The organism is Pseudomonas sp. RP-B7 (genome assembly GCF_059803535.1).
Window position 1 is genome coordinate 370,297 of record NZ_JAPFHC010000001.1, and the last position, 15,048, is coordinate 385,344.

16 protein-coding genes are annotated in these 15,048 nt (G+C 59.1%); 7 read left to right on the top strand and 9 right to left on the bottom strand.

Annotation, left to right across the window (positions count from 1 at the left end):
- Positions 1-128: 128 nt before the first annotated feature.
- Positions 129-1,376 carry a Wzz/FepE/Etk N-terminal domain-containing protein gene (locus OPU96_RS01650; protein ID WP_498558534.1) on the bottom strand — a complete coding sequence of 416 codons (1,248 nt, stop codon included), beginning with the start codon at positions 1,374-1,376 and terminating at the stop codon, positions 129-131.
- 309 nt (positions 1,377-1,685) lie between these two features.
- Here OPU96_RS01650 and OPU96_RS01655 point away from each other — a divergent pair, with 309 nt between their 5' ends.
- Positions 1,686-2,072: a TIGR03067 domain-containing protein gene (locus OPU96_RS01655; protein ID WP_192301181.1), complete on the top strand. Its 387-nt coding sequence runs from the start codon at positions 1,686-1,688 to the stop codon at positions 2,070-2,072.
- Between the two features lie 10 nt (positions 2,073-2,082).
- On the opposite strand, the gene OPU96_RS01660 is transcribed toward OPU96_RS01655, so the two are convergent.
- Positions 2,083-2,889, bottom strand: coding sequence for a class I SAM-dependent methyltransferase (locus OPU96_RS01660; protein WP_498558535.1), 807 nt, complete (start codon positions 2,887-2,889; stop codon positions 2,083-2,085).
- A 154-nt stretch (positions 2,890-3,043) separates the two neighbouring features.
- On the opposite strand from OPU96_RS01660, the gene OPU96_RS01665 reads away from it, so the two are divergent.
- Both OPU96_RS01665 and OPU96_RS01670 read left to right on the top strand, forming a co-directional pair.
- The gene (locus OPU96_RS01665; RefSeq protein ID WP_498558618.1) at positions 3,044-4,282 is read left to right on the top strand and encodes an MFS transporter; all 1,239 of its coding nucleotides are present in this window, start codon (positions 3,044-3,046) and stop codon (positions 4,280-4,282) included.
- A 180-nt stretch (positions 4,283-4,462) separates the two neighbouring features.
- Positions 4,463-4,717, top strand: a complete 255-nt coding sequence (locus OPU96_RS01670) for a hypothetical protein (protein WP_498558536.1) — start codon at positions 4,463-4,465, stop codon at positions 4,715-4,717.
- Between the two features lie 131 nt (positions 4,718-4,848).
- Here OPU96_RS01670 and OPU96_RS01675 read toward each other — a convergent pair whose 3' ends face one another.
- The 3 genes from OPU96_RS01675 to OPU96_RS01685 form a co-directional block, all read right to left on the bottom strand.
- Positions 4,849-5,184 (bottom strand): hypothetical protein, encoded by a 336-nt coding sequence (locus tag OPU96_RS01675; RefSeq protein ID WP_498558537.1) that lies wholly within the window; start codon positions 5,182-5,184, stop codon positions 4,849-4,851.
- A 73-nt stretch (positions 5,185-5,257) separates the two neighbouring features.
- Positions 5,258-5,905: a hypothetical protein gene (locus OPU96_RS01680; RefSeq protein ID WP_498558538.1), complete on the bottom strand. Its 648-nt coding sequence runs from the start codon at positions 5,903-5,905 to the stop codon at positions 5,258-5,260.
- A 798-nt stretch (positions 5,906-6,703) separates the two neighbouring features.
- Positions 6,704-7,306, bottom strand: coding sequence for a hypothetical protein (locus OPU96_RS01685; protein WP_498558539.1), 603 nt, complete (start codon positions 7,304-7,306; stop codon positions 6,704-6,706).
- A 293-nt stretch (positions 7,307-7,599) separates the two neighbouring features.
- Here OPU96_RS01685 and OPU96_RS01690 point away from each other — a divergent pair, with 293 nt between their 5' ends.
- Both OPU96_RS01690 and OPU96_RS01695 read left to right on the top strand, forming a co-directional pair.
- Complete coding sequence (locus OPU96_RS01690; protein WP_176992190.1) at positions 7,600-9,186, top strand: ABC-F family ATPase; 1,587 nt, start codon at positions 7,600-7,602, stop codon at positions 9,184-9,186.
- A 202-nt stretch (positions 9,187-9,388) separates the two neighbouring features.
- Positions 9,389-10,564, top strand: coding sequence for an MFS transporter (locus OPU96_RS01695; RefSeq protein ID WP_498558540.1), 1,176 nt, complete (start codon positions 9,389-9,391; stop codon positions 10,562-10,564).
- On the opposite strand, the gene OPU96_RS01700 is transcribed toward OPU96_RS01695, so the two are convergent.
- Both OPU96_RS01700 and OPU96_RS01705 read right to left on the bottom strand, forming a co-directional pair.
- Positions 10,558-11,595: an alpha/beta hydrolase family protein gene (locus tag OPU96_RS01700; RefSeq protein WP_192301188.1), complete on the bottom strand. Its 1,038-nt coding sequence runs from the start codon at positions 11,593-11,595 to the stop codon at positions 10,558-10,560. The genes OPU96_RS01695 and OPU96_RS01700 overlap by 7 nt on opposite strands.
- A gap of 212 nt (positions 11,596-11,807) precedes the next feature.
- Positions 11,808-12,419 carry an FMN-dependent NADH-azoreductase gene (locus tag OPU96_RS01705; RefSeq protein ID WP_498558541.1) on the bottom strand — a complete coding sequence of 204 codons (612 nt, stop codon included), beginning with the start codon at positions 12,417-12,419 and terminating at the stop codon, positions 11,808-11,810.
- Between the two features lie 124 nt (positions 12,420-12,543).
- On the opposite strand from OPU96_RS01705, the gene OPU96_RS01710 reads away from it, so the two are divergent.
- Both OPU96_RS01710 and OPU96_RS01715 read left to right on the top strand, forming a co-directional pair.
- On the top strand, positions 12,544-13,452 hold the full coding sequence (locus OPU96_RS01710; protein ID WP_226456992.1) for a LysR substrate-binding domain-containing protein: 909 nt from the start codon (positions 12,544-12,546) through the stop codon (positions 13,450-13,452).
- Positions 13,449-13,805 carry an MmcQ/YjbR family DNA-binding protein gene (locus OPU96_RS01715; protein ID WP_226456991.1) on the top strand — a complete coding sequence of 119 codons (357 nt, stop codon included), beginning with the start codon at positions 13,449-13,451 and terminating at the stop codon, positions 13,803-13,805. Before OPU96_RS01710 ends, OPU96_RS01715 begins: the two co-directional genes overlap by 4 nt.
- On the opposite strand, the gene OPU96_RS01720 is transcribed toward OPU96_RS01715, so the two are convergent.
- Positions 13,794-14,177, bottom strand: coding sequence for a DUF1294 domain-containing protein (locus tag OPU96_RS01720; protein ID WP_192301191.1), 384 nt, complete (start codon positions 14,175-14,177; stop codon positions 13,794-13,796). The genes OPU96_RS01715 and OPU96_RS01720 overlap by 12 nt on opposite strands.
- Positions 14,174-15,004, bottom strand: a complete 831-nt coding sequence (locus tag OPU96_RS01725) for an undecaprenyl-diphosphate phosphatase (RefSeq protein WP_226456990.1) — start codon at positions 15,002-15,004, stop codon at positions 14,174-14,176. Before OPU96_RS01725 ends, OPU96_RS01720 begins: the two co-directional genes overlap by 4 nt.
- Positions 15,005-15,048 lie beyond the last annotated feature (44 nt).

The following is a 15,048-nucleotide window of genomic DNA, read 5'->3' on the forward strand; positions in this document are numbered from 1 at the left end:
AGCTGAAATCACAATTCACAGACCGGCGACGCGCACGGTTGAATGACTCAGCGCGACGTCGCCATTGGCAGATATTTAGCCACAACTTGTAACCAAAGGTTAACTAAGAATTGTGAAAAGCTGTCCACTTAATGTGTAGAGGGTGTGCGTTCCCCCCGCGCCTGGAAGAGATGGCGGATCAGGGCCAGCAACACCCCGAGCATCAGCCCAGCCGACAGGCTCACGACGATGATAAGCGCCTTGCGCGGTTTGATCGGGCTCAGCGGTTCCTGGGCCGGGCGGTCGATTGTCACCAGTTTCAGCCCGTTCATATCAATATTGAGGCCGCGCAGCCGTGCGATTTCGGCCCTGGGCCATTCCACATTCTGGATGAACATGTCGTCATCGCCACGTGCCTTGAGCGCATCGACTTCTCGATTCGCCTCCAGCAGACGCAGCTCCTTGCCGATTTCGGCGACGCGCTCACTGGTGAAGTCGTCGCCGGTGCGCTGCTGCAACGCGGCACGCTCGGCCTCCAGTGCTTGAGTGCCCATCAAGTAGAGCGCTGACGCCTGGTTCGTGACCTGCGTAGGTGATGCTTGGGGTGTGCCCACTGCCGAGGGCGTTTTTATTCCGGCGGACCTGGCAATCGCAATCGCCTCACTTAACTGCGCCAAACGTTGGGTGCGCTGCACTCGCAGCGTCAAGCGCAACGCATCGAGTTCGTCCTGTAGTTGGGCGCGCTTGATGCTGTCGTTTTCCAGCAATTGGGCGATTTTTGCCGCTTTTTCCCGCGCGTAATCTTTACGCGCGTTATCGATCTTGCCCTTGAGTTCCGCCAGACGATTGTTGACGATCACCGTCAAGTCGGCGCCAACCTGATCCCGCTGGCGAGCAATCGCATAGTCGATAAAACCGTTGAGGATCGCCACACCATCGACGCCTTTTGGGTACTGCATCTCCACCCGCAGGGACGCGTTGCCCGCGTCGTTGCCTTTGGAATCAAACAACATCAGATTGAATGCCTCAGCGCTTTGGGCCTGGCTGTATCCAGAGCGCTCATCGGCTGCAAGCAACGTGGGGTTCGCCCTGAAGAAAGCCAAACGGGTTTCGTAGGAATCCAGCTGCACCGCCACTTTGGCCAACGCATCCGCCGGTGACAGCTTGTACACATCGGAACGGTTGAGCGCATCCAACTCATTGATGGCTACCGGCCTCAGCACACTGCTGACCTGATACACCTGCGGCGACATAAACGCGTAAATGGCGCCCAGCAACCCGGCGACAAGTGCACAGCCAGCCACCCATGTTTTCTGCTTCCAGATCGCTTGAAGCAGGTCAAACAGGTCGATTTCGTCAGAAGCGGGATGCTGGCGTAACGGATGAGTATTTTTCAACGTTGATATGCCCCGAAAAATTGTTACTCAGTGCCCAACTACACAGACCTGAATAACGACGGAATAAACAGGGGGCAACGTCAAGGACACACAAGGCGTCCTCTGTTACTGACGAAAGCATAGACGGTTGCGTGGCGGACACTGCCCGAGGGCCAAAAAATAACGCTAATCCATTGGCAAAAAAGGAAAAATCTCGGCCAGCGGAATAAAAGCAGACCATTCCTACAACCTTGTGAACTCAAGTTAACGGAGTAAAGTGAAGCCCCCCCTAACGACTCGCGACCAGTCCAACAACAAAAAGGAATTTGTATGACATTTACTGCCGACCCAGACTTCCAGGCCCTACAAGGCATCTGGGAACAGACCGCGCTGGAAGACAGTGGCGTGCTCAACCCGGTCGATGCCCACAGCGCTCCAGGCGCCGTGACCACCATTACCGATGATCGATTCGAAGTGACTACCGTCGACGGCGAAGTATTGCTGGCTGGGCGGTTTTTCCTGGACAGCGCCGCTGTCCCCAAAAGCATTACCTGGATCGATGCCATCGGCGAAGACGCTGGCAAGCAGTTGCCCGCCAGCTATCGCCTTGAAGCGGATGAGTTTGTGTTTATTGCAGCAGATGAACATATGCCCCGGCCGACGGTATTCAGCACAGGGCCGGGGCAAACCATGCGTACCTTCGTGCGCAGAGCCTGAGCGCCAATGCTCAGCGCTTGCTTGCCGTCAGGGTAAAACACAACGGCAACTGCGCGAGCTGGTGCTCATATTGGTCATAGAGTTCCTCGCGGTTGGAATGCGGGTACTCCTGCAAATGACCAATCTGCAGGCCCGCCCCAATTGCCGCGGTGATCAGACTGCCCAAGGTGTGCACAAACCAATAGGACGTAGGCCCGGCCGTCTCACCCAGCCCTTCATAGACGATGGACTCCTGCAACACGAAAGGATCGCGCTGGAAATACGAGCTGGCGGGCAACTGCGGATTGTCTGCGCGTGGGTCAAACACTTCCAGGAACGGGTGGGTTTCATACATCACCAGCGTGCCGCCGGGCTTCAGGGTACTGGCGACATGACGCATGAACAGCGCCACATCCGGCATCCAGCCCAGTACCCCAATGGTCACCAAGGCCACGTCGAACCGTTCGTGCAGACGCTCGGGCAATTGATAGACATCGGCCTCGATAAACTCGGGGTTATGGGGCGAGACCTGTGCCAGCTCCCCTGCCTGCTGCAAAAAGGCCCGGGATTGATCCACACCCACCACCGAACGCGCGCCCAGGCTGAACAACGACAGGCATTCGCGGCCGTTGTTACAGCACAACTGCACCACGTCTTTACCGTCTACACCGACGTCTCGCAGCAAGGCGGTGATGGTCGGGTCCAGCCGCGAGAAATTCGGGTCGGCGACCGCGCGCAGCAAGCTCTTCCAATTATCGGTGTCTTTGTGCAACTGCGCCGACTGGTCCCAGGCGTGCTTGTTGCTGGTGATGGCCTGCTGGGCCGAGGGCATGTCCATTGCTTCTCCAGGGAGTTGTATTCGCGGGTACAGAAAGTAAGCCAAGCGCGTCGGGAATAAAACCCTGATGACGCCGCGAAACTAATCCCAAAGCCCGCAGGTCATTAACGCAATGCGTGTTCAGCCGTTGAACGCCGCCCCCGAAGAACCCGCCGTGGCCCGACATTCAGACCTGCGCAACACCCTGTCCCTCGACAGCCTCAACTTCTTCCTCGCGGACGTGCGTGACGGCCTTGGCCCCTACCTGGCGATTTACCTGCTGGCGGTACACAAATGGGACCCCGCCAGTATTGGTGTCGTCATGACCCTGGCCGGCATCGCTGCACTGCTTACCCAAGGCCCGGCCGGAGCGCTGATCGACCGCACCCACAGCAAGCGGGCCGTGATCGCCATCGCCGCCATCCTGGTCACCCTCAGTTGCCTGCTGCTGCCTTTCGTCAGCTCGTTCAGCCTGGTGGCCTTGACCCAAGCGGCCAGTGCCGTCGCCGCCTCGGTGTTCGCCCCGGCCATTTCTGCGATTTCCCTGGGCATCACCGGACCACGCGCCTTCACCCGCCGCACCGGCCGCAACGAAACCTTCAACCACGCCGGCAACGCCACCGCCGCACTGCTGGCCGGTGGCCTGGCGTACTTGTACGGCCCGGTGGTGGTGTTTTACCTGATGGCCTTCATGGCCCTGGCCAGCGTGGTGGCGATCAGCTGCGTGTCGGCCAGCGCCATCGACCACGACGTCGCCCGCGGTTTCGACCCCACCCACAGCCGCGACCACACCCAACCGTCCGGCCTGCGCGTGCTGCTGGCAAACCGCCCGCTGCTGGTGTTCGCCATCTGCTGCGCACTGTTCCACTTGGCCAACGCTGCGATGCTGCCGCTGGTCAGCCAAAAGCTCGCGCAAATCAACCTGCACCTGGCCACACCGCTGACCTCCGCCTGCATCGTCGCCGCACAACTGGTGATGGTGCCGGTGGCCTGGCTAGTGGGCATAAAGGCCGATGTGTGGGGGCGCAAACCGTTGCTGCTGGCCGGCTTCATGATCCTGCCGGTACGCGGTGTGCTTTACACCTTGTCCAACGATCCCTACTGGCTGGTGGCGGTCCAGCTGCTTGATGGCGTCGGTGCAGGCATCTTCGGCGCCCTGTTCCCGGTCATCGTCAAAGACCTGACTCAGGGCACCGGCCGCTTCAACGTCAGCCTGGGCGCCCTGTCCACCGCATTTGGCCTGGGCGCGGCGCTGAGCAGCAGCCTGGCCGGTTTTGTCGTGCAACAGGCTGGGTACAATGCGGCGTTCCTGACGTTGGCGGGTGTGGCGACGGTGGCGCTGGGGCTGTTGGGCGTAGCGATGCCGGAGACGTTGGTGAGGGGGGCTTCGGTGCGGCGTGTCACTGTTGCCTGAACTCAAAAATCCCACCAGGATCGTCGACGTTGTCCTGTAGGCTACCTACACGTTTGGCTACTGCCATTGGCACTGGATAATCCAATGAACTCATGGCGAAACCAGCGCTTTGTGCTGTACGTTTTCGTAGGTGTGGTTGAGTTCATACCGCCGAATCATTTCTATGGGGAGCATGGGTAAATGGCAGATCTGATGGAAAAGCTCGACGGCCCCAGGACCGCCCAACAGGAACTCTTCTACGACCTTGAAGATGCGGCGGCGGTCATCGCCTGGTCGGTGAACGCGCTGACCGCCAGCGCGGGGATCGACAGATCCCCCGATCAAGCAATCGCCTTGATGAAGCTGTGTGCCCTGCTCGCGGCTCAGCAGGCAAAGCTCGCCGGGTATGCGGATGAGGTGAAGGCGGGACAAATAACCCGGAGCCATTCCGTTTAGGCACATGTTTTTACCCTGAAATTGCTGCCCGGCTATTGCGACGCTGGGCGATTGGGCGATAAACACACGGCTTGGCGGGCGATTGCATCCCTCAGAACGATTGCAGCGAGATGCAATTAGGCGCAACCCTCTTATTTGGCGACGTAAACGCCGCACAATTCCTTCTGAAGCACCTGAAAAGGTGGAGCGCTGAGTTTTTTTACCATCTCGGCAACTTCGGGTTTATATGCAGGTTCTGCTTGTATTCTTCTGACTTCTGCTTTCGTTTCAACCTCCCAAGTGTCATTGGCGAAAGCGTTTTCGAGGCTCACATTCATCCCAGGGTTGGCGTTTTGGCAAACCTGCTCCATCGCAATAGTGGTTAAAGCGGTTCGATGCAGTTCTAAACTCTCGCTTGCAAAAGCACTCGCCGCGAAGCAAATACCTGCCCAAGACAGTGACAGCCTACAAATCCCTACAACCGACATTCACAGCTCCTTATGAATAAACGCTGGGCCCGCAAACAGCGGGTAGAATGGTAAAAAATATGCACCGTGCTACTTAACCCTTGCACAGCGTCTGTGGCGACTCCGAACCTGCAAGCCGTTTCGGCAATGCAAACGGTAAGTTAGGGACAGAGGCAAGCTCGACTACGCCAAACATACACGCAAGCACCACATTTCCATCCGCGTTTGGCGCGCGGCCGAATCCGACCAACACCTCATAGTCTTTTCCGGGCTCCAGATTGAATACTTTCGCCTGGCCTGGGCACACAGCATAAGTGCTGCCGTAGCTGCCGGCCGACGCCCCCAATGTCGCGATCTGAAAGGGTGTATCTGTTTTAACGCGATACTCAGCCACCATCTCGGTGTACAAGCCCTCGGCCATCCGAACAGCCCCGATATACTGCTGAAGCTTGGGAGAAACCCTTCCCGGCATGCCAAGAATGGCCGGTTTAAGTGGGTACTGAGGGTAGTTGATGCTCGGCTGTCCGTCCTCGGAGAAACGGCCAGCTTCAGCCATTTTGTGGCGAGTACCCGGGGCGCAACTACCCGTCACGCTATCGCCAAACACACTGGAATTGGTGATCACACGGACTCGGGCCGTATTCTCAGCCTGAGCTGGATCGACATAGGGAACAGAGGGAATTGCGCCACAACCCGCAAGGGTGATCGACGAAGAAAACAGCAGCAACCAGGTATTACGCATCTACTACATCCTTGAATCTGGTTTTTTTGGAAGATCGTCCCAATCTCTTCTCGAGTAGGCTTCGTCCAGTCAGAAGGGGTTCTTTCATGGACTGATTCATCGCGACTGTATCCACCGTAGGTGAACATCAAATGCGGTTGCGGCTAACGCCTCAATTTAGTTCAAGGCGGCCTGACTTTTTCATGCCCTACACCGCCCACAGCGGGCTGGTTTGCGTCTGGCTTTAGAAACTCACCAGGCCCAAAGGAGCAGCCAATCAGCAGCGCGACCAACCAAGACGCGGTTGTACATAGTGAAATGTGACGATACCATAATGCCACGATCCTCACGGTGGAAGGGGATGGAAAAATGGAGTATAGGGACGTGACATGTATGCAGTAGGGCTTATAATTTCCTTCAAAATCGCTCTGTTAATATCGATTTTTTTAGTATTTTCGGGACTGAGAGCTGAGGCAGAGTATTTTAAAAAGCTCGGAGTGAGTGCCCCGAAGATCAAGCGGTTTTACAGAGAAAATTTAGTTTCTTCGTCTATAACAGTGATCCAGGTTTCTCTGGTTGTTGGGGTTGTATTTTCGTTTATTTCCCTGACTGCGATCTGGACAGTTTCCTGATAACTATTGGGAAATGCCTTGGGCCTAGGTAAGACAAGCCTTTAACACAATCAAGGCGTTTCCCTACTCTTCGGTGATAGCACCTACGTCCATCTTTGCTATCAATATTCTACGAGAACCAACTCGCGCTTGAGGTATCGATCATTTAGCGCCTGAGTGGATTTATTCAAGGTGCACAGAAGCAAGGCTAGAAAAGCCGTTTCATGAATTCCTGAGTCGTTACATCCAGCCCGTTACCTTCACCGAATGCAACGTTAACCCCGTCATTTGCCCTTAACAGCATCTCACTGTGCATACCCAGAGCAGCCGCTTGATGGTAATACTCGCGTTGCTCTTGCACGTACTTATCCTTGTAGGCTTGCAGGCGTTCAGATACCAGGCCCTTGTGCTTCGGATCTGTCTCTTGGGCTAGAGCGCGCTGCTCTTCTAGCAGTCGCCGCTCAGTCATACCGACCCGCAAATTCGCCATACGAAAGCGCGTGTACGTGCGTATTACGTTCAAGGCATGGGATGTGAACTCTATTGCCGCATCTCTTTTCGCCTCGGCGCCCGACCAATCGGCAGATTGCATCTCAAGCAGATCCGCCGCCAGTTCCTTCTCAGCCTCCTCACCGCGCGCCAAATAGCTCGACAGGTCAACTCTCGGCTCCTGTTCAAAAGCAAGCAGGTGCCTGGACACCAGGGACGACGTTTTGGCGACGTTGTCCCTGTCATGCTGGTCGCACCATCCATAATCAGCTGTCCCAAACCCGAGAATGGCCAATAAAAGCGGGACGATCGTTTTTCTCATGGATCCCTCCAAATCATTTTTTAAAGGCTATCACGGAGAGTACCAAAAGAAGGTGTTGAGCCTCCTTGCGTGGTGACAATGCGGTAGACGAAGAGCAAAGGACGGCCCACGTCTCCATCCACCAAAGAACGCGCCATACAACTGTCGCCTGACATATGCGACAATGCGCGCCAAATTCCAACACACATCCAAATTTTCTGTTCAGCGACCGGGTTTCGCGCCTTGATGTCGCTGTTGACGCATGCCTGAAGGCTCCTGCCGCCACGCTCGCAACCCATTGATAGGTAAAGTAATTGATCTCCACAGCTAACATCACCATGCAGTTCGGCGCCAAGCCGCTCTTCGAGAATGTCTCGGTCAAGTTCGGCGCTGGCAACCGTTATGGTTTGATCGGTGCCAACGGTTGCGGCAAGTCGACCTTCATGAAAATCCTCGGTGGTGACCTGGATCCGTCCGGCGGTCAGGTCATGCTGGAGCCGAATGTGCGCCTGGGTAAGTTGCGCCAGGACCAGTTCGCCTACGAAGAATTCACTGTGCTCGACACCGTGATCATGGGCCACGAGGAACTGTGGAGGGTCAAGGCCGAGCGTGATCGTATCTACTCTCTGCCGGAAATGAGCGAAGAAGACGGCATGGCCGTGGCCGAGCTGGAAACCGAGTTCGCCGAGATGGACGGCTACACGGCCGAATCCCGTGCCGGCGAGTTGCTGCTGGGCCTGGGTATTCCGCTGGAACAGCACTTCGGCCCGATGAGCGAAGTGTCGCCAGGCTGGAAACTGCGCGTGTTGCTGGCCCAGGCGCTGTTCTCCGATCCTGAAGTGCTGTTGCTCGACGAACCGACCAACCACTTGGACATCAACACCATCCGCTGGCTGGAGAACATCCTGACCCAGCGTTCGAGCCTGATGATCATCATCTCTCACGACCGTCACTTCCTGAACAGCGTGTGCACCCACATGGCTGACCTGGACTACGGCGAGCTGCGCCTGTTCCCGGGCAACTACGACGAGTACATGACCGTGGCGACCCAGTCCCGCGAGCAGCTGCTGTCGGACAACGCCAAGAAGAAGGCGCAGATCTCCGAACTGCAATCCTTCGTCAGCCGCTTCTCGGCCAACGCCTCGAAAGCCAAGCAGGCCACTTCCCGCGCCAAGGCGATCGACAAGATCCAGCTGGCCGAGGTCAAGCCTTCGAGCCGGGTGAGCCCGTTCATCCGTTTCGAGCAGAACAAGAAGCTGCACCGCCAGGCAGTCATGGTCGAAAAAATGGCCAAAGGCTTCGACGGCAAGCCGCTGTTCAAGGACTTCAGCTTCCAGGTCGAAGCCGGCGAGCGCGTGGCGATCATCGGCCCGAACGGTATCGGCAAGACCACCCTGCTGCGCACCCTGGTCAACGAACTGACCCCGGACGCCGGTAGCATCAAGTGGACCGACGCGGCGGAACTGGGCTACTACGCCCAGGACCACGCGCATGACTTCGAAGACGACGTCACCCTGTTCGACTGGATGGGCCAGTGGACGCAGGGCGAGCAGATGATCCGTGGCACCCTCGGTCGCATGCTGTTCTCCAACGACGAGATCCAGAAGTCGGTGAAGGTGATTTCCGGTGGTGAGCAAGGCCGCATGCTTTTCGGCAAGCTGATCCTGCAAAAGCCGAACGTGCTGATCATGGACGAACCGACCAACCACTTGGACATGGAATCCATCGAAGCATTGAACCTGGCGCTGGAAAACTACCCGGGCACGCTGATCTTCGTCAGCCACGACCGTGAGTTCGTATCGTCCCTGGCTACCCGCATCATCGAGTTGAGCGCCACCGGCGTGATCGACTTCAGCGGCACCTACGACGACTACCTGCGCAGCCAAGGCGTGGTGTTCTAAACACCCGCTTGTACCCCGCGCGGGGCTGCGCAGCAGCCCTGCATCCAAACACCGCGTTCTGCCAGACAGACCGCGGTGTTTTTTTTGGGCGGCGCTGTGCAGCCCGGCGCGGGCAAGCCCGCTCACTACAATAGATAGCCTGCTTTCTTTTGTGCCAAAGCCTTGCCATGATGCCCTCACCGCCTCCCGCGAATGAGTGCTCATGTCTGCCGCCGCCCCCAGCTCCCTGTCGATTACCCTGCAGATTGTCTCCATCGTCTTCTATACCTTCATTGCCTTCATCTGCATCGGCCTGCCGATTGCGGTGATTCCGGGCTATGTGCATGAGCAACTGGGGTTCAGCGCGGTGGTGGCCGGGATCACCATCGGTTCGCAATACCTGGCGACCCTGCTCAGTCGGCCGATGGCCGGGCGCATGTCGGACAACGTCGGCACCAAGCGTGCGATTGTGCTGGGGTTGGTGGGGATTCTGGTCAGCGGCGTGCTGACATTGCTGGCGACACTGCTCGAAAGCCTGCCCGAGTTGAGCCTGGGCATCCTGATCGCCGGGCGTTTGTTGCTCGGTGTGGCCCAGGGCCTGATCGGCGTGGGCACCATCAGTTGGTGCATGGGCCAGGTCGGCGCCGAGCACACGGCACGCTCGATCTCCTGGAACGGGATCGCGTCCTACGGCGCCATCGCCATCGGTGCACCACTGGGCGTAGTGATGGTCGCCGAATACGGCTACACCAGCCTCGGCATTGCACTGTCGGTGCTGGCGGCGCTGGGCTTGCTGCTGATCCGCAATAAGCCCTCGGTGCCGGTGGTGCGCGGCGAGCGGCTGCCGTTTTGGGCGGTGTTCGGGCGTATCGCACCGTTTGGTGCCAGCCTGTGCCTGGCGTCGATCGGCTATGGCACCCTGACGACCTTTATTACCCTGTACTACCTCAATCGCGGCTGGGCCGGTGCGGCGTACTGCCTGACGGTGTTCGGCGTGTGTTTTATCCTGGCGCGGATGGTGTTTATCTCCGCCATCAGCCGTTTTGGCGGCTTCCGCGCGGCGATTGCCTGCATGACCATCGAAACCCTCGGCCTGACGCTGCTGTGGCTGGCGCCGTCCACCGGCGTGGCGTTGATTGGCGCCGGGCTGACCGGTTTCGGCTTGTCGCTGGTATACCCGGCGCTTGGCGTAGAAGCCATCAAGCAAGTACCCAACAGCAGCCGGGGCGCGGGGCTGAGTGCGTTCGCGGTGTTCTTTGACCTGGCCCTGGCGATTGCCGGGCCGTTGATGGGCTTTGTTGCGTTGAACCTGGGTTACGGCTGGATCTTCTTCTGCGCGGCGTTGCTGTCGGTCAGCGCACTGGGCCTGACCCTGCTGCTCAAACGTCGCGCTTACTGATCAGCGGTCTGCAACCCGGCGCGGGTCGATTGCCCCAGGGTATGGGTGAAGAAACGCCCCGCCTCGGAAATCAGGTTGCGATGGATGCCTTCACGGTCGACGCCATCGGCATCGGTGCAGATCGCCGGCATCGCCAATAGTTGATCGCTGTCGCACGGGGCCATGAAGACGAAGTGCCCCGCCCCCGCCAACAGCTTGAAGTTCGGCGGTTGCGGCAACTTGCGTGCGAGGGCGGCGGCGTTCTTGTCCACGGCCACCAACTTATCGCCGTCACCGCTGTAGAGCAGCACCGGCACATGCACGTCGGCCAGGGTCTGGCGACCAAACATCAGGCTCAGCGGCGCCATCAGCATCAGCGCGTGGATGCGCGGGTCGGCTTGCGGTTGCAGGTCGTCGCGATCGACCACCAGCTCACCCTTGGTAGTGCAGGCATCGCGGTCTTCCGGACGCTCCTGGCAATAACGGCGCAAGCGGTCGAAATCCGGCTTGGCGCCTGCCAGGATCAGCGCAGTCTCGCCACCGGCCGAATAGCCGATGACCCCAACTTGATCAATATTGACGAACGGCGACAGCATCGGGTCGCCGAGGGTGGCGGTGATCGCTTCGGAAATCTGGATCGGCCGCCCATACAGGTTGCTCAGGGTGCCCAGGCGACTGTGATCCTTGTAGTTGTCGCCAGGGTGCAACACCGCCACCACCACAAAGCCCTTGCGCGCCAGGGACGTGGCCAGGTCATGCAGGGCCAGCGGCGTGCCGGTATTGCCGTGGGACAGCATCAGCATCGGAAAGCGGCCGATGGCGACCTTGGCGTCCTCACCCGCCGTGACTTGGTAGGCGCCCAGGTGCGTGGTGTGCTCGACGTCGGTGGACGGGTAAAAGGCGATGGCTTTCATCGGCTGCAAATCCAGCGGGTCGAGAAAGGTCATGCGATGGAAGCCCACACTCCAATGCGGGTGCGGCGCAGGCGCGGCATGCACTGAAACCAGGCCGCCGAGCAGGGAAAGAACCAAAACAGCACAAAGACGCATCATGGGGATGTCCACCTTTGTTGCGTAAGAACCGACATGTCGAATTAAAAGTCCAGGGCACTGAACCCGAGCTTGCATAACCTGGGCCATATTAAAAAGACAGCGGGTAAACGAAAAAACTCCGTACTCCGGTCGCGTATTGAGGCGAACAGAATACAGAGTTTAGGCGCCCGTTTTCAGATTGAAACGGGGAACGGCGATGTTTTACACAACCCTTACGCGGCGGCGAACAATTGTTCGTTGATGAGTGCGTTGGCGTCGCTCAGGGACTTGTTGCGCACGTCATCACCGTAGGCCAGGCCTTGGGCGCGCACGAACTCGATGTCGGTGATGCCCAGGAAGCCAAACACCAGCTTCAGGTAGTCTTCATGGCCGACGTTGCTCGCCTGGCCGGCGTGCAGGCCACCGGCGGTGGAGACGATGATCAGTTTCTTGCCGCCGCACAGGCCTTCAGGGCCGGCTTCGGTGTAACGGAAGGTCTGGCCAGCCACCGCGATGCGGTCAATCCAGGCTTTCAGTTGGGATGGCACCGAGAAGTTGTACATCGGCGCACCGATCACCACCGCGTCTGCGGCGATGAATTCAGCTAGGGACGAAGCGCTCAGCTCGGCTTCGTGCTGTTGAACGGCATCACGCAATTCGGCAGCAGTACCCAGCGCCCCCAGGGTCAGGCCGGAAAAGTGGCTGATGGCCTCGCTCGCCAGATCGCGATAGGTCACTTCCACGCCCGGCTCGGCGGCTTGCCAGGCCTTGACCACGGCAGCGCTGAGCTGACGGGATGCCGAGTTGTCGCCGAGGATGCTGGAATCGATGTGCAACAGTTTCATGGGGGATCTCCGAGTAGGATCGTCAGTGGCGATCAGATGGTGATGATGCTACGCATGAAACCAATAGCCGATAAGCCCGCTGAAATGCGATAGTTTGTCCCACTGACAGGACAATAGGTTGACCATGCAAGACCTCAACGACCTCTACTACTTCGCCAAAGTCGTCGAAGCCGGCGGCTTCGCGGCTGCCGGCCGGCTACTGGGGATTCCCAAGTCGCGGTTGTCACGACGCATTGCCGAGCTGGAGGAACGCCTCGGCGCCCGCTTGCTGCAACGCACCACGCGGCAGCTGACCCTGACCGCCGTCGGCGAACGCTACCTGCGCCATTGCCAAGCCATGTTGCTCGAAGCCGAGATGGCTGACGAAGCCGTGGCCAGCATGTCCAGCGAAGCCCGTGGACGGCTGCGGGTCAGTTGCCCGGTGGGCATGGCCCAGCACATCCTGCCGGAGCTGGTCGCCGGATTTCTGGCCGCCCATCCCCATGTGCAACTGGAAATGACCCTGGTCAACCGACGTGTCGACCTGGTGGCCGAGGGCATCGACGTGGCCCTGCGCGTACGCGAGCTGGGCGATGAAGACCCACTACTGGTGACCAAGCGCCTGCGTCAGGCCCAGACGGTGCTGGTGGCCAGCCCCGCCTTTGTGCAAGGCAAGCGCATCGACTCGCTCGACGACCTCAAGCAACTGCCTATCCTCGGCGCGCTGGAGCCGGACCGCATGGTCCATCAGCGCATCCTCGACCCCCAGGGCAACCCCCACGAACTGGTGATGGAAGCGCGCCTGGGCATCGACGATTTCATCGTGCGCAAGGCCAGCGCGATCATGGGCCTGGGGTTCACCGTGCTGCCGATGATGTATTGCGAAGAAGAACTGGCCAGCGGCCGCCTGGTGCAATTGCTGCCGCAGTGGTCGTTGCCGGGCGGCTGGTTGCAGGCCGTATACCCACACCGACGCGGCGTGTTGCCGGCGATCCGGGCGTGGATCGACTACCTGGAAGAAGGCTTCAAAAGCTGCGGAGACCGTCTGTTATGAAGATCAGCGAAGAACAAGTCGCCACATTCTGCCTGAGCCTGCCCGGCGCGCGGGAAGACTACAAATGGGGCGGCGTGCGCGTGTTTTCGATTGCCGGCAACAAGATGTTCGCCCTGCAAAACCTGCGCGGTGATTCGCTGGCATTCAAGGTCGACAAGGATCTGTTCCTCGGCCACGTCGACCGCCCAGGCATCCACCCGGCGCCCTACCTGGCCCGCGCGCAGTGGATCATCATGAACACGCCCTACCCGCTGGGCGCCGAGGAACTGCGCAGCTTGTTGCGGCGCTCCCACCAACTGGTGGTGAGCAAACTGCCCAAGCGCACGCAGATCGGCTTGCGTTTAGAGGACTGAAAGAAAGGTGCCGCCCAGGAACAATTGGTCCAGCCAGAACACCTGATGCAGCAGCACAATCGCCCAGAACAGCACCTGATAAGACACCTTGCGCGTCTTGTGCCGCAACACCTGCTGGGCGATCAACGCCCCCGGCCAACCGCCTGCCAGCTCGACGGCATGCAGGATGTTCTCCGGGGTGCGCCAGCCGTTGGTTTGCGCCTGGCGCTTATCACGCCAGTACAGCAAGAACGCCAGCACGCTGACCACGGCGTAGGCCACCAGCGGCAGCACCGTCTCGCCGCGCCACCACAGCAGCACCGAGCCCAGCAGCGGCGCAGCGCACAGCAACAGAAAAATCGCCGCCTTCAGGCGCGGGTACTGGATGCTCATGGTTTGACGGCAGACCAGTCGATCCAACCGAACTGCCAGGTCGCCAGGATCAGCAGGCCAAACGCGATCCGATACCAGGCAAACGCCGCGTAGCTGTGGCTGGCGATGAACTTGAGCAACGCCTTGACCGCAATCATCGCGAAGATGAACGAGGTGACAAAGCCGATGGCAAACACCGGCAAGTCATCGGGCTGGAACAGGTGACGGTACTTGTAGCCCGAATACACTGCCGCACCGACCATGGTCGGCATCGCCAGGAAGAACGAGAACTCGGTGGCGGTCTTGCGCGACAGGCCGAACAACAGGCCGCCGATAATGGTCGCGCCGGAACGCGAGGTACCCGGGATCATCGCCAGGCACTGGGCCAGGCCGACCTTGATCGCGTCTTTCCAGGTGATGTCATCGACGCTCTGGGCATGCACCGCGTGTTGACGCTGTTCAGCCCACAACATGATCACGCCGCCCACCACCAACGCGGCGGCCACGGTGATCGGGTTGAACAGGTAGTGTTTGATCAAGTCAGCAAAAATCACGCCCAACACCACTGCCGGCAACACCGCGATGATCAGGTTCACCGTGAACCGCTGCGCCTTGCGCTGGGTCGGCAGGCCGATGACCACGTCGAGGATCTTGCGTCGGAACTCCCAGACCACGGCCAGGATCGCGCCCAGTTGAATGATGATATTGAACGCTTCAAAGCGCTCACCGCCGAAACCGATCAAATCGGCGACGATGATCTGGTGGCCGGTACTGGAGATCGGCAAGAACTCCGTCAGCCCCTCCACCACGCCAAGAATCAATGCCTGTATGGCGGTCCAAAAATCCATGCTTCCCCCAAAAGGTCATGCGCGTGGCATGCCTCGTTAGTCTT